General features: G+C 55.8%; 18 protein-coding genes and 1 pseudogene. 12 read left to right on the forward strand and 7 right to left on the reverse strand.

Annotated features, from left to right (window positions below):
* From AC4HNJ_RS20970 to AC4HNJ_RS20985, 4 genes are all read left to right on the forward strand, one after another.
* A partial coding sequence (locus AC4HNJ_RS20970) for a deaminase domain-containing protein (RefSeq protein WP_490481565.1) occupies nt 1-1252 on the forward strand: 1252 nt, incomplete at its 5' end.
* A gap of 13 nt (nt 1253-1265) precedes the next feature.
* Nucleotides 1266-1625, forward strand: a complete 360-nt coding sequence (locus AC4HNJ_RS20975) for a hypothetical protein (RefSeq protein WP_490481566.1) — start codon at nt 1266-1268, stop codon at nt 1623-1625.
* A gap of 406 nt (nt 1626-2031) precedes the next feature.
* Nucleotides 2032-2502 carry a hypothetical protein gene (locus AC4HNJ_RS20980; protein WP_490481567.1) on the forward strand — a complete coding sequence of 157 codons (471 nt, stop codon included), beginning with the start codon at nt 2032-2034 and terminating at the stop codon, nt 2500-2502.
* Entirely contained in the window at nt 2499-2897 is a 399-nt protein-coding gene (locus AC4HNJ_RS20985; RefSeq protein WP_490481568.1) for a toxin glutamine deamidase domain-containing protein, read from the forward strand. Before AC4HNJ_RS20980 ends, AC4HNJ_RS20985 begins: the two co-directional genes overlap by 4 nt.
* 52 nt (nt 2898-2949) lie before the next feature.
* On the opposite strand, the pseudogene AC4HNJ_RS20990 reads toward AC4HNJ_RS20985, so the two are convergent.
* Nucleotides 2950-3186, reverse strand: a pseudogene (locus tag AC4HNJ_RS20990) (integrase core domain-containing protein); the annotation flags it as partial.
* 504 nt (nt 3187-3690) lie between these two features.
* On the opposite strand from AC4HNJ_RS20990, the gene AC4HNJ_RS20995 reads away from it, so the two are divergent.
* Nucleotides 3691-4104: an Imm70 family immunity protein gene (locus tag AC4HNJ_RS20995; protein ID WP_490481569.1), complete on the forward strand. Its 414-nt coding sequence runs from the start codon at nt 3691-3693 to the stop codon at nt 4102-4104.
* Nucleotides 4105-4436: 332 nt separating this feature from the next.
* On the forward strand, nt 4437-6233 hold the full coding sequence (locus AC4HNJ_RS21000; RefSeq protein WP_490481570.1) for a peptide-N4-asparagine amidase: 1797 nt from the start codon (nt 4437-4439) through the stop codon (nt 6231-6233).
* Nucleotides 6234-6493: 260 nt separating this feature from the next.
* Here the strand turns inward: AC4HNJ_RS21000 and AC4HNJ_RS21005 are convergent, their stop codons facing one another.
* Nucleotides 6494-6907, reverse strand: a complete 414-nt coding sequence (locus AC4HNJ_RS21005; RefSeq protein WP_490481571.1) for a hypothetical protein — start codon at nt 6905-6907, stop codon at nt 6494-6496.
* Nucleotides 6904-7968 (reverse strand): pilin, encoded by a 1065-nt coding sequence (locus tag AC4HNJ_RS21010; protein ID WP_490481572.1) that lies wholly within the window; start codon nt 7966-7968, stop codon nt 6904-6906. Before AC4HNJ_RS21010 ends, AC4HNJ_RS21005 begins: the two co-directional genes overlap by 4 nt.
* Before the next feature lie 254 nt (nt 7969-8222).
* Here AC4HNJ_RS21010 and AC4HNJ_RS21015 point away from each other — a divergent pair, with 254 nt between their 5' ends.
* The 3 genes from AC4HNJ_RS21015 to AC4HNJ_RS21025 are packed head-to-tail and all read left to right on the forward strand — an operon-like array spanning nt 8223 to nt 10477.
* Nucleotides 8223-8624: a response regulator transcription factor gene (locus AC4HNJ_RS21015; RefSeq protein WP_490481573.1), complete on the forward strand. Its 402-nt coding sequence runs from the start codon at nt 8223-8225 to the stop codon at nt 8622-8624.
* Entirely contained in the window at nt 8617-8784 is a 168-nt protein-coding gene (locus tag AC4HNJ_RS21020) for a hypothetical protein (protein WP_490481574.1), read from the forward strand. The genes AC4HNJ_RS21015 and AC4HNJ_RS21020 overlap by 8 nt, the downstream gene beginning before the upstream one ends.
* 37 nt (nt 8785-8821) lie before the next feature.
* Entirely contained in the window at nt 8822-10477 is a 1656-nt protein-coding gene (locus tag AC4HNJ_RS21025) for a GspE/PulE family protein (protein ID WP_490481592.1), read from the forward strand.
* A 113-nt stretch (nt 10478-10590) separates the two neighbouring features.
* On the opposite strand, the gene AC4HNJ_RS21030 is transcribed toward AC4HNJ_RS21025, so the two are convergent.
* The 3 genes from AC4HNJ_RS21030 to AC4HNJ_RS21040 form a co-directional block, all read right to left on the reverse strand.
* Entirely contained in the window at nt 10591-12102 is a 1512-nt protein-coding gene (locus tag AC4HNJ_RS21030) for a PAS domain-containing sensor histidine kinase (protein WP_490481575.1), read from the reverse strand.
* Between the two features lie 439 nt (nt 12103-12541).
* A complete protein-coding gene (locus AC4HNJ_RS21035; protein WP_490481576.1) occupies nt 12542-13297 on the reverse strand; it encodes an anti-sigma factor family protein in 756 nt (251 codons plus the stop codon).
* Entirely contained in the window at nt 13294-13812 is a 519-nt protein-coding gene (locus AC4HNJ_RS21040) for an RNA polymerase sigma factor (RefSeq protein ID WP_490481577.1), read from the reverse strand. Before AC4HNJ_RS21040 ends, AC4HNJ_RS21035 begins: the two co-directional genes overlap by 4 nt.
* Nucleotides 13813-13953: 141 nt before the next feature.
* Here AC4HNJ_RS21040 and AC4HNJ_RS21045 point away from each other — a divergent pair, with 141 nt between their 5' ends.
* The 3 genes from AC4HNJ_RS21045 (at nt 13954) to AC4HNJ_RS21055 (ending at nt 16697) form a co-directional block, all read left to right on the forward strand.
* Nucleotides 13954-15051 (forward strand): catalase family peroxidase, encoded by a 1098-nt coding sequence (locus AC4HNJ_RS21045; RefSeq protein ID WP_490481578.1) that lies wholly within the window; start codon nt 13954-13956, stop codon nt 15049-15051.
* Nucleotides 15048-15581, forward strand: coding sequence for a cytochrome b (locus AC4HNJ_RS21050; protein ID WP_490481579.1), 534 nt, complete (start codon nt 15048-15050; stop codon nt 15579-15581). The genes AC4HNJ_RS21045 and AC4HNJ_RS21050 overlap by 4 nt, the downstream gene beginning before the upstream one ends.
* 303 nt (nt 15582-15884) lie before the next feature.
* Entirely contained in the window at nt 15885-16697 is an 813-nt protein-coding gene (locus AC4HNJ_RS21055) for a sulfotransferase family protein (RefSeq protein ID WP_490481580.1), read from the forward strand.
* A 305-nt stretch (nt 16698-17002) separates the two neighbouring features.
* Here AC4HNJ_RS21055 and AC4HNJ_RS21060 read toward each other — a convergent pair whose 3' ends face one another.
* Nucleotides 17003-19255, reverse strand: coding sequence for a TonB-dependent receptor plug domain-containing protein (locus AC4HNJ_RS21060; protein ID WP_490481581.1), 2253 nt, complete (start codon nt 19253-19255; stop codon nt 17003-17005).
* Between the last annotated feature and the right edge of the window lie 23 nt (nt 19256-19278).

Here is a 19278-nt window from a genome sequence, read left to right on the forward strand (position 1 = left end):
GCAAGGTGCGCTTGGTGCAGGCGTGAGCGAAGCGGCGATTCCGTATCTGCAGCAGTACGGCGCTAGCGGCGTCTTGGCAGGCACGACGCTGATTGGTGGCCTAGTCGGTGGCGGAGCCGGCGCGGCGACGGCGCTTGCGGGTACGCAATACAACTACCTGACGCATCCGCAGATCGATGCGGTTAACAAGGCGTGCCAGGGAGGAGCCAATACGTCAGCGTGTCAGCAGGCGGTTGCTACCGCGAAAGTGCAGTCGCAGGCCAATGATATTCAGGCGCAATCGGACTGCACGGCAAATCCGGGTGGTCAAGCGTGTCAGCAAGATACGGCCGCCCTGATGGGCTTTCTCAATACGCCCATGTCGTCGGCAGACCTCACCGGTATGCAACAAGGTGACCAGAGTTTGCTGGAAGGAGGGTATTTCCCTAACTACGCCCTCCCACCCGGTCAGCCAGTGGGTACGCCCACCGCGCAGTCCCAGGCGACCACGAACGCGACGACTTTGGCCGGCTCCAATCCCTCTACGGCGCTGACGGTGGCTCAGGGCGGGGCTGGCATCGTGACGGGTGCCGCAGATCAGGTTCTCCCGTTTATGAGCGAGAGCGGGTGCGAGCTCGTGTCGGGGTGTGGTGCGCCATCGACGGCGTTCCAGTCGGGGTATGGTGCAGGTCAGCAGTTGGGTCAGGCAGTGTTGATCGCTGGTGGCGAGGCGGCGACGGAGCCGGCGACTAATGGGGTGACGAATCCGACGGCTACGAATAGTGTTGGTGTTCCAAACGCGGGAGCCGAAACGCAGTCGGTGTTGACGCAGCAAATTGCAGATTTGCGTGCAACTTTGTCAGGAAGCGCCCAGACGAGTGGAAACATGGGCGTTGCGCAAATCGACTTACCTGGTGTCCAGCCAACGATGGCAGCCTCTAGTCAAATCAGCAATCCTACAGCTGCGCAACAGGCCCAAGGTTTTGTTGGCTCACTTTCAGCTCCCACGTTTCCGAGTACTGTTGTGCCAACTGCGAGTGGTTATCCTTTACTCCGAGATATCGATTCAGAAGCGCAGATCTTGAATAATGTTGCTTATCAACTGGGGGATAACACTTCTGCGTCAGGATCAATAACTTTGCTTACAGAGCGTCCTCCTTGCGCCAGTTGTTCGAATGTTATTCAGCAGTTTCAGAACATGTACCCCAATATCAATTTGAATGTCCTTGATAATGGCGGAAATGTGACCCCTCCAACTCCGAAACATCCGTAATGTGAGTTTCAACATGAACCTTAAAAATAAGCGAAAAAGCTACAGTGAAATTAAATCAAGTGTCCTAGACGCTTATTTCACATTTTGCCGAGATCATGGTCTTGTTTTAAATAGGCCTTTTGAACAAGTTCTGGGTGCCATTGACTACAATTTTGATGGTGTTTTCGTTCTTCCGGTTGAAAATATAATGCTTAGCATCGTAAAGCTAGTCTTGTCTGGTGGTCGGTACCCTGATGTCGAAGAGAATATTCGTAAGAGAATCAAGGAGGACATCGCTTCGTATGGATTGAATAACATCCTGGCTGACCTTTCGTTGGTTGAGAGGGATGAATTTTTGCACGACTTACAAGTGCTTAAGTTCGTTGATAAATAATTGTTCCAAACACTGAAGTTTTCCCCGGAGAGACGACAACACCACCGGTAAACGCTCCTCCTCCACAGCGCAGTGTTGTCGCGGCGATGAACAGTCCAAGTGTTCAGTACATGGTTCAAGCGACAGACTGTATCGATTGTTCGGAAATTGCATGGAAGCTGCAAAGCGCCGGAGATGGCACAGGAAATATTTTGGAGGTCAGGCCAGCTCAAAGTGGTGACCTCAACGTTTTCGAAAATGGTTCAGTTGAAGGTGGGAAGTACTATCACCAGGTTTACACGGATGGGAATTACGTATACGACCCGCGTTGGTCTTCTGAGCCAGTGCCGTTGAACAGTTGGCAGCAGTCTATCCAGTATCTAAATCCCAACGGCGTACAATTCTCCAATACTCCAAAGGGTTTGCAATGAACGCGCTTCAGATCAGTGCAGAAGAAGGTCAGCTACTGAATCTTCTCGATAGGCTCAGTGAGTTGGAATGGCGAAAATTTCAGTCACGTCGCGTAAAAGTCATGACTGAAGGTCACCAGGAGGAGGTCGATCGTTCTTCATGGCCACCTTTTATTAGTTTTCGCTTCAAGAATGAAGATCAGCTTCTAATAGACAAACTCCAGAATGCTGTACAGATCTATAAGGGGCGCGTCACTTGGATTATGGTTGCACACCAGCGAGACGCTCTACCCGGCATAAATTGGATGATTTGTCCAAAAGCAATGTGGGAAGTGCGAGAGCTTGCACTTCAGGGTGGAGTATCTGCTGGCCAATATATGGCTGAGAATCAGCCTGACTTTGGATCAGCCGCCTATGATGATCTAAAGGGATTGACGCAGCACATGGAAAAATATCTCAGGAATGAGAGTGGTGACGTCACTCTGTGAGATATGGCAACGGCGCCCTGCGCGGTCGTTTTGATGTTCCAGACAATACGGGCTTATCCGGAACAGAGACTGCTGGTTCGATTAGAAATGTAAATCCGAACTATCTGTCTCCTGGCTACAACCAAAATTGCCTAAATTGCTTTATCACCACTGATGTCACTCTTAACGGCAATCAAGCTATGGCTTTGCCTTCTGATGGACCAGTACCCATTAGTGTTCTCGAACAGCAATACGGAAGTACATTTAGTTCTGCTACGACTATCGATGACAATACGCAGCAGATGTCCGATGCGGGCGATGGTTCTACTCGAATCATTTTTGGCAGCCGTGGAGACGCAACCGGACATATCTTCAATGTGGTCAATCAGCAAGGCATGGTGCGGTTGCTAGATTGACCTGCCATCTGTAGCCATGCCAAGCATGGGTAGCAAAGTCCGGGGTTGAAGATTACTGCATGGATGGCTGGTTTTCTTCGGTGGGTTCTTCCTGCTGTCGGTATTGAGCCGCGAACTGAGCGGGCGGGATGTACCCGCAGCTGCTACGCGGACGAACCTGGTTGTAGTCACGCCGCCAATCGGCAATAACCCCGAGCGCCTCGGCGAGTGTCGTAAACCCATGCTTATTGAGGCACTCGTCGCGAAACTTACCGTTGAAGCTTTCGATGTAACTGTTCTGCATGGGCCTTCTTCTTATACTCCTTGCGGTCAGTTGACTGGTACAACTTTTGACAGTACTGATAACGGTTATCTCGAGATCAAGGGTGACAGCAATCCGTTGGATACGTCTTACCTATTGAGATTGCAGACATACTTCTCAGTTGTGAGCAATGAGACTTATACGATCATGACTTCTAGGCGTGTTACTCCAGGCTTCCAGCAACACCTCGACTTTTGGGGTGTTAATGTTACACCACCATCGGCGAAGTGATCATGGAGCCAAAATTCACTTATACAAAACATCAAACTCCTCGCGGTTCTATGCCGGATGTGGAGAACGGGGCGGCGTTATATCTGTTGAAGAACGTATCCAAAATGCGCCTCACTTACCAAGTAAAGCTCCTCGTATACATGGCGCACCCGAAGGGAAAGAGGTTATATATAAGATTGCCGTCTACTGCGAAGGTGCATCACACGCTACGTGACTATGTTCACGAGCGCGGTGGCTTAGTCAAAATAGAGCGAGTATAGAATGGGTCTTTATCTTTGCGTATTCGATGGTGACGAAGAACTCGAAGGGCTTGAGATCGGTTCTTATGCGGATTTTAATTTCCTCCGAGATACCATCATCACTGAAGTCGAAGAAGGGCAATTTAGTAAGCGATGCCCTGTTTTTGTTACACATTCTGATAGTGACAGCGAGTGGACCCCGGAGCAGGCTTCGCAGCTTCTAGTAGAGCTAGATCTTGTTGAAAAGAAGTTTGCTATTGCCTCGCCGGTAGAGTTCAACTCTGAGTGGAAGAGGAGTGTGGCGAAGACTTACGGCATAGTGCCGAAATGCCTACTGGACTGTTTCTTCGATGTTGATGGTGAGCCGTTGATTAAACGGCTTAAGGAGATGGCGGAGCTGAGTGTGCAAAAGAATGTCCCAATTTTGTTCCAGTAGCTTCATCGAAGTCAGTCCCTCTAAACGACTGCCGTTTGCTGCATTAAACGCCCGCAACTTGCGGACATTTGTTGTTCCAAACACAACAGGCTTAGACAGTACATCGCAACTTACTCAAGTGCAGATAAATGCTCAAAATGGAGCAGCGTTCCAGGCACGCGTAATTCGTCGTGGTCATGCCATCGGGAGTACCGAAGGTATAGCCCGTCCGTCCGTTATGCCAGTCGCATCAAGTTGCCGTTTTGACACGGCCTGACTTTTGTCCCTCGCCATCAGGCGCCATCCCGTGCATGCTTGCCGATAACGTTTCAAGCTATCGCAGGATGATCGACATGCGCCACCTGATCCGCCCGGCCGTTGCCCTTGCACTGGCGTTGCCAAGTGCGCTCGTCATCGCGCAAACATCTCCCGCCGTGGGTGACCGTGGCGTCGCCATCGCGGATGCGCCGGTGCCGCGTCCGGCCGGCACGCCTTGCGTTGTCCATCTGTATACGGATGTCGCATTCGACGATCACGGCAATGCCACTTCGCGTGCGGCGAAGCCGCGCACGTGGACGTACACGCCGTCTGCGCAATGTACCGGGCCGTGGTCGAAAGTGGTGTTGGAAGCCGATTTCTCGGTGACCGCCGGACGGCAGTACGACCGTACCGTCAGCCTATGGCTCAAGGGCGTGAACCTTTTCTACGGCACCACGCAGGAGCCGAGCGCGAAGGTCAGCCCGCATTGGCATGTCGAGCGCGATGTGACCGATTACGCGAGCTTGTTCCACGAGATCGGGCATGGCCAGACGATCCTCAACAACTGGATCGATGCCACGCGTGCCGGTGTGATCCGCGGCAGCGCGCAACTGGTGTTCTATCCTGTCGCCACGGGCAACAAGGCTGCGTCGCCTGCCGATCTCGCCATCGGTCTGGTCGGCGACAGCGATGGGCATCCGGTGGATGTGCAGAACGGTGATGAAATGCTTTCGCGCACGGTCACGCTGCCGCGCAATGTCGAGCGCGTGGCACTGGATGTGATCGCGCAAAGCCAGGCGGTGGATGAGCAGTGGTACATGTGCATCGACGACGCCGACGTGGCGCCCACGCGCGAATTCTCGCTGGGTCCGCCGAACGCGGGCGATCCGCTGGAACAATGCCCTGGCGGCAATTTCCGCGAGGTGGCCGTGAGCATCGATGGCCAGCCAGCGGGCCGCGCACCAGTTTATCCATGGACCTACACCGGTGGCGTGGACCCGAATCTGTGGCGCCCCACGACGGACATCCAGACGCTCAACTTCACGCCGTACCGTGTGGACCTGACGCCCTTTGCCGCGCTGCTGGACGATGGCAAGCCTCACATGGTAGCGGTGCGTGTATTGGGCGCGCACGACTTCTTCAGCCTCGCTGCCAACCTGCTGGCGTGGCGTGACCACGGGCGCGACGTGCTCACCGGCAAGCTCACGCAAAACACGCTTGCTTCACAGCGGGGTGGCGAACAACCGCACGTACAACGTCACTTCCAAAACGGTGCCGCCGGCACCTTGCGTGGCGAGGTGGATACCCTGCAAAACGGTCACTACGTGATAACCGGTGAACTGCAAACCTCGCACGGCAAGGTCGTCACCCGCGTTGAGCAACATGCGGATTTTGCCAATCGCCAAAGCTTCGATCATCCGTCGAAAGACATCTACGATCAGCACATTGCCATGCACACGCAAGTGATCGATGCGGTGAGCGCCACCACCGACACCGGCACCGGCACCGTGCAGCAGACGCATCGCGTCGTCTACCCGTTGTTGATCGACATCCGCAAAACGATTCACGCGAAGGGTGATTTCACTGCCGACATCACCCTGCAGCAGGGTTATTTGAGCAAGCGCCAGCGCACGCAGAACGGCCACGCGAACTTCTGGTCCACGCTGGATAACCATCTTGTCGACCACAGCAATACCGACTTCAATGCCGGCGGCACAGGCATCACCGGTTCGCGCGGACAACACGGGCAGCAGTCATACCACTTCAGCGATTCGCTGGGCAGTTGCTACGACCGCCGTGTGCAGACACGCGACCAGGCTGTTGTTGCGGTCGAGTCCGGCCAAGGCTGCCCGAACCACGCCAATCATTTGGACGGCCGTTCACAACTTTGAAGGGCACGCCACGAGCATTCAAAGTGCACAAAACTAAAACCGACGTGGCGGTGCGCCTCGTCGGTGGGCAACTGCAGAGTCCGCATCGGTAAACTGTTTGCAAGCCGTAAGCTGGAGCTGGTCTCCATGATAGGTCGGCTTGTCGTCTAGAGAGAAGCGCACATCGGGTTTGAAAGGGTGCGCCGCCCCGCATGCAGTCACGGATTGGAACGAGTGGACAACCAAGCACCCGGATTCAATTTTCTCTAGAACAGGTGTCGCTACTTGCCTCGAACCACCATAGGTGTGCCATCGGGGCCGACCATCTTCAATTCGAAGCCGTCCGCAGTCAGGCGATAATCGATATGGACGGTGAGGGGCAAAACTTCCGCAATGGTCTGGGGGTATTTGCCATGGAAGGCGGCGTAATCGTGGATGGCTTTCGATACCAACTGCAGCGAAGCTTTTTGTCCGGCGTCGATTTCTTCAGGAGAAGGTCTGGCGGGCCAAGGAGCCAATGTCCCATGAAGGTGCAGTACGAGCGCTGCCAGGCAGAGGACAAAGAGTGTTGGCAGTACCCATTTGCGACGCTGCTCATGGGACGGCGGCGGTGGTGGCTCTGCGGGAGGCGGTGCGGGGGCCTTGCGGCTGTCGCGCACCATGCGGTTCCATTCATCCTGGATCGGGTCAGTCATGGCTTTATAGTCAATGCAGGCTTCGCGCCATCCCATAGCGCCGAGGGGCCGCCACTATTGGGCGGGTTGTAATCCACGACTTGCGACACGCTCACTTGAGCGTTTGAGCTCAACGGCAGTCCTCCATAGCTGTAGTCCGTGCAGCCAGTCGTGGGGTCGATCATTTGGGTGACCTGGAAATTGGCGTATTGCGTGACGACCTGGAAGATCACCGCAGTGTTGGTTTGTCCGGTCAACGGACCGCCACTGGCGCTCCCGATGCAGATGTGGGCGGAAGCCGTCCACGTATTGCCATTCATCGTGCCGTTGCCGGTGATGCTGGAGTTTCCCGTCCCTGGTGCCGTGGGATTCGGGCTTGTGCCAGTCGTCTGTCCATTTCCGCCAGAGCTGTTGCCAGCAGATTCGCCGCCCGGGCTTGCTGTTTCGTTGGATGCATTGGAGCCGGACCCTGCCGAAGCGTTTGTCGACGGGCTGCTGCCGGAGCCTCCGTTGTTCGCTACTTCGCCAGCCGCGGAATTGCCCACCGCGCCTATATCGATGGGATAAATCAGCTGGGCGCTGGGCGCATCGGCAGACGATTGAATCCATACTTTGTCGCCATCCCCCTGTGGCAGGACGGCTCGAATCACGCGCAGTCTTAGTACGGCGGCAGCATTGTTGCCCGTGGCTACGAGAGCATAGGTATCCGTATTGGGATACGAGGCAAATGTGCCCGCCGGGGCGCGGATCAGCTGGAACACCATCCCATCCGGGCCATTGAATTCGCGTGTATCCAATGAACCTTTCAAGGCCGGAGGCACGGCGCCCGGCGTGCTGTCCAACTCCAGGTTTGTTTCTGCATCCGCATAGGTTTTTACCGCGATGACGGTGCGGATATGACCGTAATCCACGAGCACCTGTGTGGCCTCGGCTTTCAATACGTAAAGCCGGTAGGCCGTGACCGCCAGGGACGCAAGGATTCCAATGATGGCAATCACCATCATCAGTTCGATCAGCGTAAATCCCAGCCATTGCCGCCGTCCTGGGAGAGTGTTTTGGGACCAGAGGGAGGGACGCAACATAGGAGGGTCCGATCCTGACGCGTGTGGGAAGTTTTAGACTGCCTTGCACGGCAGTCAAGAATGACACAGCACTTTGAGGCGATGGGGTCTTCTGTGCCATCTTGGCCTGGCAATGTGTGTGCGCCAAATCACATATGTCGGCCGGTTATAAGGCATGACATCCACTTCCCGCTATCGTCCTACTTGATGAAAGCGCGGATGCGACGCAGTATTTGCCGTAAATCTTGCCCCCCAATGATCCGTTAGGAGCATTGATGAACGAGCCAAGGAAAATAAGGGTTCTGCTGGCGGATGACGAGAAGCACGTGCGTCAGCTTCTGAAAGCTGTGCTCATTCCGTTTCATTGCGAGATTGTCGCCGAGGCGGAAAACGGTGCGCAGGCGGTGAGTTTATACAAAGAACTCCGCCCGGATGCGGTGCTGCTCGATATCAACATGCCGGTCAAGGACGGCAGGGCGGCATTGCGCGAGATCATCGCATTCCATCCTGACGCCGTGGTCGTCATGCTGACGTCGATGTCGGATTTCGAAACGATTCGAGGCAGTCTCGACGAGGGTGCGACCCATTACATTAGAAAGGACACCCCTCCGGCGGAGATGCGAGAGCTGCTTTCCGACGTATGGAAAGAGCACTTCCAGGGGGCATCTTATGAGTGACAAGCCAACAAGAGACGAGACCAACGACGACCGGTTTGAACTACGCCGGATGTTGCTTGAAATCGAGGCCGAGGCGAAGGAAAAGCCGCAAGGGACTCTTAAGCAATCGGATATCCTGGAACTCATCAAGGACAAAAAGAAGCGTGGCCCCCGTGGCTAGGTCCAGCTTCCTCCAGAGCCTTGCGGAGCACGGCTTGGTGCTTGAGTCAGAGGTCGATGAGTTGCCGCAGCGATATGGCAGCAAAGACTTCGATATTGCCGTGGGTTTGTTCAATCAACTTCCCTTGCCGGAAGATCGAGAACTCCTAGGACATTTGTATGGCACAAGCCTGGGTAAGGCTTATGTGCCGTTAGCGAAGACCTTGTTTCAGCCCGAGGCACTTGAGAAGCTCGTTTGCGACATGGCCCTCAAGCTTCAATGCATTCCTATTTACTATCTTGGCAATGTGTTGACCTGCGCCACGTCACATCCGGAGGATGACGCGTCGATGACGGCGCTTTCCAGGCTGGTGGGCGGCCCCATAAGTCCGGTATTTGCTTTTCCCCAGGAGATCGCCAGTTGGGCGGAAATCCAATACAGGAATGCCAGCGAGCTTGAGCAGATCGGTGGCGCATTATCGGATCAGGTACGGCGCCCGGATCAGATCACGCCGGAGCAGCTCAGGCAGTTTGCTTCTTCGGCTGGCGTGGTCGATCTGGTACGCGGGTTGTTGCTTTACTGTGTGAAGCACAATGCCAGTGACATTCATATCCAGCCCACAGCCAAATCCTTGGCGGTCCGGTTTCGAATTGACGGTCAACTGCAAACACTCCTGACGCTCAATAATGCGTTGAAGGAGCCGGTTCTTATTCGTTTGAAAGTGATAGCCAGCCTCAATGTTGTCGAAAAGCGCCAGCCGCAGGATGGCCGTGTCTCACTGGAGTTGCAGGACAAGAGTTACGATTTCAGACTGTCCACGGTACCGACGGCGTTTGGCGAGAAAGCCGTGCTGCGTGCCATCGGCTCCTCGGACCAAGTCGTGAAATCGCTGGACGAACTGGGTCTCTCCCAACGCAACCGAAAACTATTGGGTGAGTTGATCAAGGTTTCCCATGGTGTGTTGTATGTCACCGGCCCTACCGGGTCGGGAAAAACAACGACGCTTTATTCGGCTTTGTCGAGCTTGAATACGCCGGACATCAACATCGTCACGGTCGAAGATCCGGTTGAGCTGCGTATCGACGGGCTTTCTCAGATACAGGTGAATCCTGCGGTCGAGTTGAATTTTGCCAAGGCGCTGCGCGCTATTTTGCGGCAGGATCCGGAAGTGGTGCTGGTCGGAGAAATCCGCGATCTGGAAACGGCTCGTATCGCTTCCCAGGCGGCGCTGACGGGACACTTGGTGATGACTACATTGCATACCAATAACTCGTTCCAGGCGATCACCCGGCTGATAGATATAGGTCTGGATCCCTATCTGGTCGCGCCGTCAGTCGTTGGTGTCGTGGCGCAGCGGCTGGTGCGACGCATCTGTAAGCACTGCAAGGAAAAGTATGTCCCTTCTGCGGAAGTGCTCAACGCTTTGTTTAAGGATTGGAGCGGCGAGGAAGTGCACTTTTATCGCGGAAAGGGCTGTGATGCCTGTGGCCAGTCCGGATATGCCGGCCGGATCGCGATTCACGAGATATTCGTTGTGACGGATCCCATCCGCGACATGATCATCAAACACGCCTCGCTTATGGAGATAGAACGGGAAGCCATGCGGTATGGGTTTACGTCCATGCGATACGACGGCGTCTTGAAGGTACTGCAGGGCCTGACCACGCTAGAGGAAGTGGATCGTACGACAGCGATTGTCAAACGTCAGAGTTGATCGTGACCGGCTGGCAAGCTGCTCCAGCCCAGCAAGGTTGTTTTTCTCGCTGCCCATGACGGTGTGAAGGGCCATTCCGCTTTTGCTGGAGGAAGAAGGCGCGAATACTATCGTTAACTCAACGTCGAATTGTCGGTCTTATGCATGGGCAGTCGAGCCCAGAAATAGGCGCCTTGTCCCAACGAACTGTCGCAGCCGACATGTCCGCCATGCAATTCGATAATGGCTTTCACGATGGATAGCCCAAGACCGGTGGAGGATTCTCCGCCGGTTGGCCGTGCGCTGAGTTTCTTGAACTTGCCAAACAGTTTGGATTTGTCGTCTTCCGTCAAGCCGGGTCCTTGATCACGCACCCCGAATTCTATCCACTTGCCGTTCTCCGTACTGACCAGCGACACCGTCACGGTCTTGCCGGCGGGAGAGTACTTGATGGCATTGCTGATGTAATTGTCGAAAGCTTCGCGCAAACGCGTCTTGTCACCAAGAAAACGAATGTCCGGCGCGATGCTGGCGCTTAGCTCGATGTCCTTTCTCGCTGCAGAGGGCATGGCGAACTGCACGAGGTCGGCTGCCAGTGTACTCAGGTCAATATCGTTCTCGGTGATTGTCAGCCCTTGCTGCTCCAGGCCTTCATTGGCAAGGATGCCCTTGACCACTTCAAACATATGGCTGGATGCTTCATGGATGCTCTTGAGGAATTCAATGTCCTGTTCGGATGCATCGGGTTCGGCCATCTTCATCTCAAGCATGATTTGTGCGAGACCGGCGATGGATGACAAGGGGTTCTTGAGGTCGTGGCTGGCAATCGCAAGCAATTCGCCTTTGGCCCTATAGGCTGCTTCGGCGGCTTCCTTTTTGGTTTTCAGCTCCTCCTGTGCCTTGCGTTCCGAGATATCCACAATGGAAGCGAGAACCATGAGATCGTCTTTCGCCTGGATGGGATTGAGCCCAACCTCAATCGGCACTTCGGAACCATCTTTACGCAGACCGACCAGATCTCGCCCTGATCCCATATATCGCGTTTGTGGTTGCGCAAAAAAGCTGTCACGAAGGCTTCCATGGTGCGGCCGAAAGCGTTCTGGAATCAGCGTTTCCACCTGCGCACCCATTAGCTCTTTTTCCGTATGACCGAAAAGGATCGTCGCTTGCTGGTTGGCGAGCACGATGTAGCCTTTGCGATCGACGAGCAGCATCGCATTAGGTGCCGAGTGGACCACTTGACGGAATCTGTCCTCGCTTCGCTTGCGCTCGGTGATATCCACGATAGTCGCAAGCACCCAGATGCCATCAACGAGAACCAGTGGATTCAATCCGATTTCGATCGGAAATTCAGAGCCATCCTTGCGCCGCGCATAGAGTTCTCTTCCGGCGCCCATGGCTCGCAAGGCCGGGGCTTCGCAGTAGCTGGTGCGTAGGGCAGGGTGACCCGCTCGATATCGCTCGGGAATCAGCATTTCGACGCGCTGGCCAATCAACTCCGAGTCTCGGTAGCCAAAGAGCGTTTCGCACTGGCGATTGACGTATGCAATGCGGCCGTCGTTGTTGGCGAGGATGACGGCACTGGGTGACGATTCCACCATTAAATGGAATGTAATATCAGTGAGCTTGGCGACGGGAATGTCCATGACCCACTCCATGAAAATTCGTAGGAAGTGTTGTTAATCGACGCAACGAGGGTGGCCTTCCCCATCATTTGGGCAACGTAGACCACTAAGTTCAAGAGCACTGGGCACTTTAGTCACAGTGACGCTGGGATAGTGATGATGACGGCGACTATATAGGGTAATGGAAAGAACAGATATCGCTATCAACGATGCAATGGCCTGGATTCATGGCCTTTTGTTTCTTCACTACATATCGGTGCTAATGATTGAACTGTATTTTTTCAATTTCTTGCCGGAAATATTAGATTTAAAAGGTATATCGACATCCTAAAAGGTCAGGTAAGCAGGAGCGAGATCGGGTGTAACCATCGCCTGTATGTTCAGACGGCCTTGAAACGGCACACTAAGCGACCGCGACCATGCGCCTCGATCGGCCCTTATTCACCGCAGCTGGAGCGCATCAAATAATACTGCCCAGCGCCTTGGCAACCAGGCGCTGGTCGGTCGTATCGGCCTGGCTGACCATGGCGTAGTTGTACAGATGGTCCGAACCGTATTGCGTCATCAGGTCGCCGTCCGTGCGTTGGCCGCGTGGCAATACATGGCGAAGGGGGCTGGGGCGTCGCACGTAAAAGCTGATGGCGCGGCCTTGCGCATCTTCATACAGAACCATCACGGCTACCCCTTGCTCGGTGGCGAACAGGCGCCCGCCGACCGGGCGATATCCGGCGTGGCCCAGATCGGGTAAGCGTACGGCGTGATCAAAGTGATGGTTGAGCCATTGCTCCAGGGCGTTATCGTTTTGGGAAACGACGTCCAGTGGTGTGTTCCGGTCCAGCGCGACAAGACGATAGGCCGTCAAGGCATCGGCCATCGGAGGCATGGCCTGTGCGACCTGCCAGCCGTGTATCTGCCACCCGCCGAATCCACCCACAACCAGGGAAAACACGACCGAGGCGGCTACCGACCATCGCGCGCGCAAGCGTCGGCGTCGCTGCGCGCGAATGCGTGCCGGATCGAGGGCCGGGTTATCGGGCAGCTTTGGCCATGTTCCAAACGCTGCACGCAATTGTTGCGCGTCGCGCTGCCAGGCCTGCACGTTCGCGGCCTGCTCCGGGTGCTGCGCTAGGTAGAACTCCACGGCCTGTCGGCGTGATTCATCGAGCTGACCGTCAATGTACGCATGGATTTCGTATTCGCTGGGTGTGGTGTTCATTTGAGTAGCCGCAATAGGGGAGCCTTGGTGGATTCGCCGTCGCTGAGGCGGCGCAGGGCCTGCCGAGCCCGCGATAGACGTGACATGACGGTGCCTATCGGCACATCGAGGATCTGTGCCACGTCCTGATAACTGAGTCCTTCCACCGAGATCCAAAGCAAGAGGTTGCGTTGCTCGATCGGTAGAAGCTCCAGGGATTGCAGCGTGGACTGTGCGATGACTTCACGCTCTACCGAGGGCTGTTCGCTTTGAGTATGCCGGTGAAAGTGTTCCAGCAATGAGGCATAGCGTTGCGCCCGTCGCCGTGTATCGAGGAATTGACGGTAGAGAATGGTGAATAGCCATGGACGCAGCGCCTCGTCTTCTCGCCGGCTGGACCAGCGCGATAGCGCACGCTCAAGCGCGGACTGCACCAGATCGTCGGCACTGGCACTTTCGCGGGTCAGCCACAGTGCAAAGCGCCGCAGTCGGGGCAGCCATTCGCGAAGCTGGTCGTCGATGTCGTGATCGGGCATACCCGTGGAGCCTCTGAAGCGGACGCCCCGTAAGACGCCGCCCGAGCCTCCATATTCCATCGATGAGTGATGGAATAAAACCCCGGGCGGTTCGTCTATCCAGGCAATGTCCTCTTACGACTCGTTGGTTTGGAGATGCTTATGAACCACCCATCGCAGCCCATGTTGCCGGCAAACCGCTTTGCCGGCTGGGCTTTTATCATCCTCGCCGTGGCAATTATGGCCGGCGCCTTCGGCTATGTGGGCGGTTGGCTGGCGCCATCGCGCCTGACTCCCAACCGTATTGTCGACCAGTTCCAGAAGAACGCCGGCGTGTTTCCCGGCTACCGTCGCAATCATGCAAAAGGCGTCTGCATCAGCGGCTACTTCCAGAGCAACGGGGAAGCGGCAGCGTATTCCGTGGCCCAGGTCTTTGCGCAAGGCCAGCGCACACCGGTGGTAGGGCGCTTTGCCATCCCTGGCAGCAATCCCTATGCACCAGACAGCAGCGTGCCCATCCGCAGCATGGCGCTACGTTTCGCATTGGCAAACGGCCAGCAATGGCGTACTGGCATGAACAGCATGCCGGTGTTTCCCGTCTCGACCCCGCAGGCCTTTTACGATCAGTTGAAGGCGCAGCAACCGGATCCAGCCACCGGCAAACCGGACCGGAAAAAGTTGGCGGCCTTTTTTGCGGCTCATCCGGAGACCGCGGCTTTCCGTGCGTGGGCGAAAACGGCCAAGCCCTCGGCCAGTTTTGCCACCGACAATTATTGGAGTCTCGACGCTTTTGTTTTTGTGGGCCCCGACGGCAAGCATCATCCGGTGCGCTGGCGCATGGTGCCGGACGCCGTGGAGGCAACCGCAAGCGCGATGCCTGCTGGTGATGCGAATTACCTGGCCGCCGATCTCCAGCAGCGTCTGTCCCAAGGGCCATTACGCTGGACATTGCAGGTAACCCTTGCCAATCCAGGGGATCCTACCAACGACGCCACCAAGGCATGGCCGGCAGACCGTCGCACGATCGACGCTGGCACACTCGTCGTGCAAAGCACGGAGCCACAGGAAAGCGGCCCGTGTCGCGATATCAATTACGACCCGCTGGTGCTGCCTAACGGCATCGCCGCTTCCGATGATCCTCTGCTGCCGGCCCGCTCGGCGGCCTATGCCAGTTCGTATCTGCGTCGTACCAGTGAGGAAGCCCACTTACCCGGCACCGTGCAGACATCCACCAAGCCGCAAGCGGAGAGCAAGTCATGAGGAAGCCCACCGATACGTTTTGTTTTTCCGCGCGCGCCTTGCATTGGCTGATGGCAGCATTGATCGTGGCCATGTTATTCATCGGTGTCGGCATGGTGGCTTCCGTCTCGGAGCGTCATGCATGGTTGGTGCGTATCCACAAACCGCTTGGCATAGCCATCCTGGTGCTGGTGATCGTGCGTTTGGTCGTACGTCTGCGTAACCCGCCGCCACCGCTGCCGTCCGACTTGCCTTGGCCGCAGAAGCTGGCTGCCCATGCTTCGCATTGGTTGCTTTACCTATTGATGATTGCCATGCCGCTGGTGGGTTGGGCGATGCTTTCGGCTGGCGGTTACCCGGTGATGCTGAGCGACTCACTGCGCCTCCCGCCGATCTTCCCGGTCAGCCCAATAGCCTTTGCAGTGCTTCGGCACTTGCATGCCTGGCTGGCGATGCTGTTGTTCATCACATTTCTGATGCACATGGCCGCGGCGATGTATCACGGACTCATCCGACGCGATGGTGTGCTTGCGAGCATGCTTGGGCGATAGGTGTGCACGGAACGCCGCCGTTATCGCAAAGGCCGCCGCCGAGGTGTGACTGAATCTGCCTCGGCTGATTTGTTGTCAACGGCTTTAAGGGATTAAGTCGCCATGCGAATCAGCCAATGGTAGCTCGGCGGCGTCTACGAAGGGCTGGCCGCCCCACGTGCAGGGATGAGGCGATCGATGCGGAAACCAGGGTGTCATGGCACGTCAATCTCTCATGGACGATCGCAAAAAAAGTGGGTGAGCGCGCATAATTGCCTTCATCAGAACGCTCCAGAAAATCAGGTCGGTAAAAAGGGGAAACAGGTGCGATCCATTCATTTCATATCGGGCTTGCCTCGGTCCGGTTCTACGCTGCTGGCGGCGCTGTTACGGCAAAACCCTCGGTTCCACGCGAATATGAGCGGCCCGCTTTCCGGCATGGTCAACGCCATGCTGAGCGAGATGAGCGGTCGCAACGAGTTTTCGATGTTCATTACTCATGCGCAGCGCCAGCGAGTGTTGCGCGGTCTTTTCGAAAATTACTACGGCGAGGAATTTGCGGCTGATGTGGTCTTCGACACGAACCGGGCGTGGTGTGCCAGGTTACCGACGCTATGCGAGCTTTTTCCGGAAGTGAGAGTGATTGCATGCGTGCGTCATGTCTCGTGGATCATCGACAGCCTGGAACGGGCGATTCGAAGCAATGCATTGCAACCTTCCTCCATTTTCAACTTTCAGGCGGGGGGCACTGTTTATAGCCGGGCCGAAGGTGTTGCCAATGGAGAGGGCCTGGTGGGCTATGCGTATAACGCGTTGAAGGAAGCGTTCTATGGCGAACATGCGCAGCATCTGATGGTGCTGCAGTACGAAACGCTGGTGCGCGATCCCGCGAAGGCGATGACGGCGGTGTACGAGTTCATCGGGGAGCCTGCCTTTGAGCACGATTTCGATCATGTGCATTTCGATGCCGAAGCATTCGACGTGCGAACAGGCACGCCGGGCTTGCACGCGGTTCGCAAACGGGTAGCCGCGCAGGAGCGGGCGAGTGTGTTGCCACCGGATATTTTCCGGCGCTTCGAAAACGATGCGTTCTGGCTGAACACGCAAGCGAATGTCCGTGGGGTGAAAGTGGTTTGAATCACGCCACTGCATGATGCGGCGATTATGGCAGCCGTTTTCAGGAAAAAGTTATTGATGCAGTGTGTGATATCCATCGCGAAATGGATCTCGATGCACTAACGGTGCAGCTTGAGCAATGCAGCTCACACCGAAAGTCGGCGCCTTGTCTCAGCGACAGACTTTGGAAGGTTTCAGCGAAACGCTGTCCGACACCCATCCTAATGCATCGAGTTTTCCGGTGAATGGTGCGCGCAGCCGTTACACGACGTGCCTGGTGAATTGCTATTGGTTACTGCGAACGCGGGGTCGTCTCGCAACGCGCGCTAGTACTTGAAGGTTGCCGACATATAGAACGTACGCGGCATCGATAAGGTCTGCTGCCAGGGCTGCGTGATGGCGTATGCATTCTCGGAGTACGCCTTGTTGAAGGCATTCACGACACTGGCCGACAGGTCGAGCGAAGGGGTGAGGGCATAGCTCACACTGGCGTTGTAGACGATGTTCCCGCCCTGGCCGTAATACCTGTCGCGCGTGGTGGTTTCGTCGAGATACATCGGTCCGATGTAGAACATTTGTCCGTAGAGGGTCAGCTTGTCCAAAGGCCTCCATGTCGCATCCAGCGAGCCCATTTTTTTCGGTACACCTACAAGCTGGACACCGAGCGGCGTGGTGATGGCGACGGCTTCGCTCGTCAGATAGGTATTGGTATAGGTGAAATTGGCGCCTAGCGTCAGCGAACGGGATACGTTCCAGCTTCCATTCAATTCGACGCCGTGTGATTTACCGTTCTGATCGTTGGTGTAGTAGTTAGCGGAACCACCGCAATTGGTCAAATTGGGTTTGGTGGCCGATGAACTGCACAGATCCAGGACTTGCTGAGGTGCACCGACCGGCGTGTTGATCCGGTAGGTGGCAATCATGTTTTTGATGTTGTAGGAGAAGTAGGTTGCGCCGAGCGAAACATCGTTGTTTCGGTAATCGCTGCCTACTTCCCAGCCGGTCATGTTTTCCGGCCCCAGGTTCGGATTGGCGACGGTGGTCGGGCCTACGCCATAGCTGCGCGTGATGTTGTTGAAGCCCGGTGCGCGGAACGCTTTGTAGGCCGCGCCGCGGAAGGACCAATCGTCATTGACGTCGTAATGAAGCCCCAAGCCCGGATCGAATGCACTCTTGCTGCTGGTAGGAATAGCGCCGCCAGTCACCACGCCAGAGGAGGCCTTGGTCAAGCTGTTGATCTGATCGGTGTTCTGCCAGTAGTCATAGCGACCGCTCACCGTGATCTGCAATGCGCTGATCGGCGAGATCTTGGCTTGAACGAATAAACCGCCGAACGATTGCTGGCCTTGACCGTATCCCTTTGCATTCAGTACTTGCGGGTCGGACGGTTTGCTTGGCGTGGCGTAGAACCATTCCGAATCGGTCGCCGACAAATGCCGATAGTTGAAGCCGGCCTGGAAGCTATTGAAGAAGCTGTTGAAGAACTTGGAGTAGGTGAGCGAAGTGCCTTGCTCGTGATAATCCAGGTCTCCGTACTGGGTGTAATACTCCACCACATTATTCGAGACGATTTCCTTTTTCGAATTGCTGTTCAAGCAACCGCCGGCAAGCTGGTAGTAGCAGGTAGCGCCGTTGTACTTGGTGAAGTCCACTTCTTGTGCCCAGGCACGCCAGGACAGGCTGCCGTCCCTGCCGAAGTCGTTGTCCAGACCCAGGGCAATATCCGGATTGTTCTGCAGGTTCTGGCCGTGGCTATAGCCAATGTGTTGATCTTGCTGGTGATCGCCTACGCGCAGGAAACCGCTCAGTTCGTCGGTCAGATGAAAGAAGGCGGACAGTTCGACATTCGTATCGCGCGCTGAATTGGCCTTCAGATTGGGATACTTCCATAGATATTGGGACGGCGTTTCGATGTAACCATTGGTGCGGTATTGATTGATGGCCAGATTCAGTTCCAGCGCATCCGATACTTTGAAGTTCTGGCTCCACGCGATATTAGCGGTGCCTTCGCTGCCGCCGCCGACGGTGATGACACCGGAGTTGCCGGTGGGCCGCTTAGTGATGATGTTGACCATGCCGGCCACGGCCATGCTGCCCCACAGGCTGGACGTGCCGCCGCGGATCACCTCGATATGATCGATGTTGGCAAGCGGGATCTTGTAGAACTGCGTGGTGAGGTAGAACGGATCCATGACTGGGATGCCGTCGAGCAGCACCAGCACCTTGGCATTGCCCAGGCCGCGCATCTTGGTCTGTTGCCCGGTCGGGTCTGAAATCGCCGCAGGCACACCGGTAAAATTGAAACCGGGGATGGTGCGTAGCAACTGGTCGAGCGTCTGCGCCGGTGATTTCTTGATGTCCTCCTGCGAGATGATGGTGGTGTGCAGCGGCATGTCTTCGACGGACGTCTGATTGAGGCTTGCCGACACGGTTACGGCATTAAGCGTGGTGGGTGTGGTGGAAGCTGGCGACGGCGTGGCGCCCTCTTCGGCAAAGCCGTAGCCGGAATAGCCCGCTGCATAGAACGCCAAACCCCAGCATATTGCGCTGATGGAATGCTTGAGCGTTGTTTCTTTCATGATGTTTCCTAAATGGATTTTTC

Source organism: Dyella sp. SYSU CM1112, assembly GCF_058216415.1.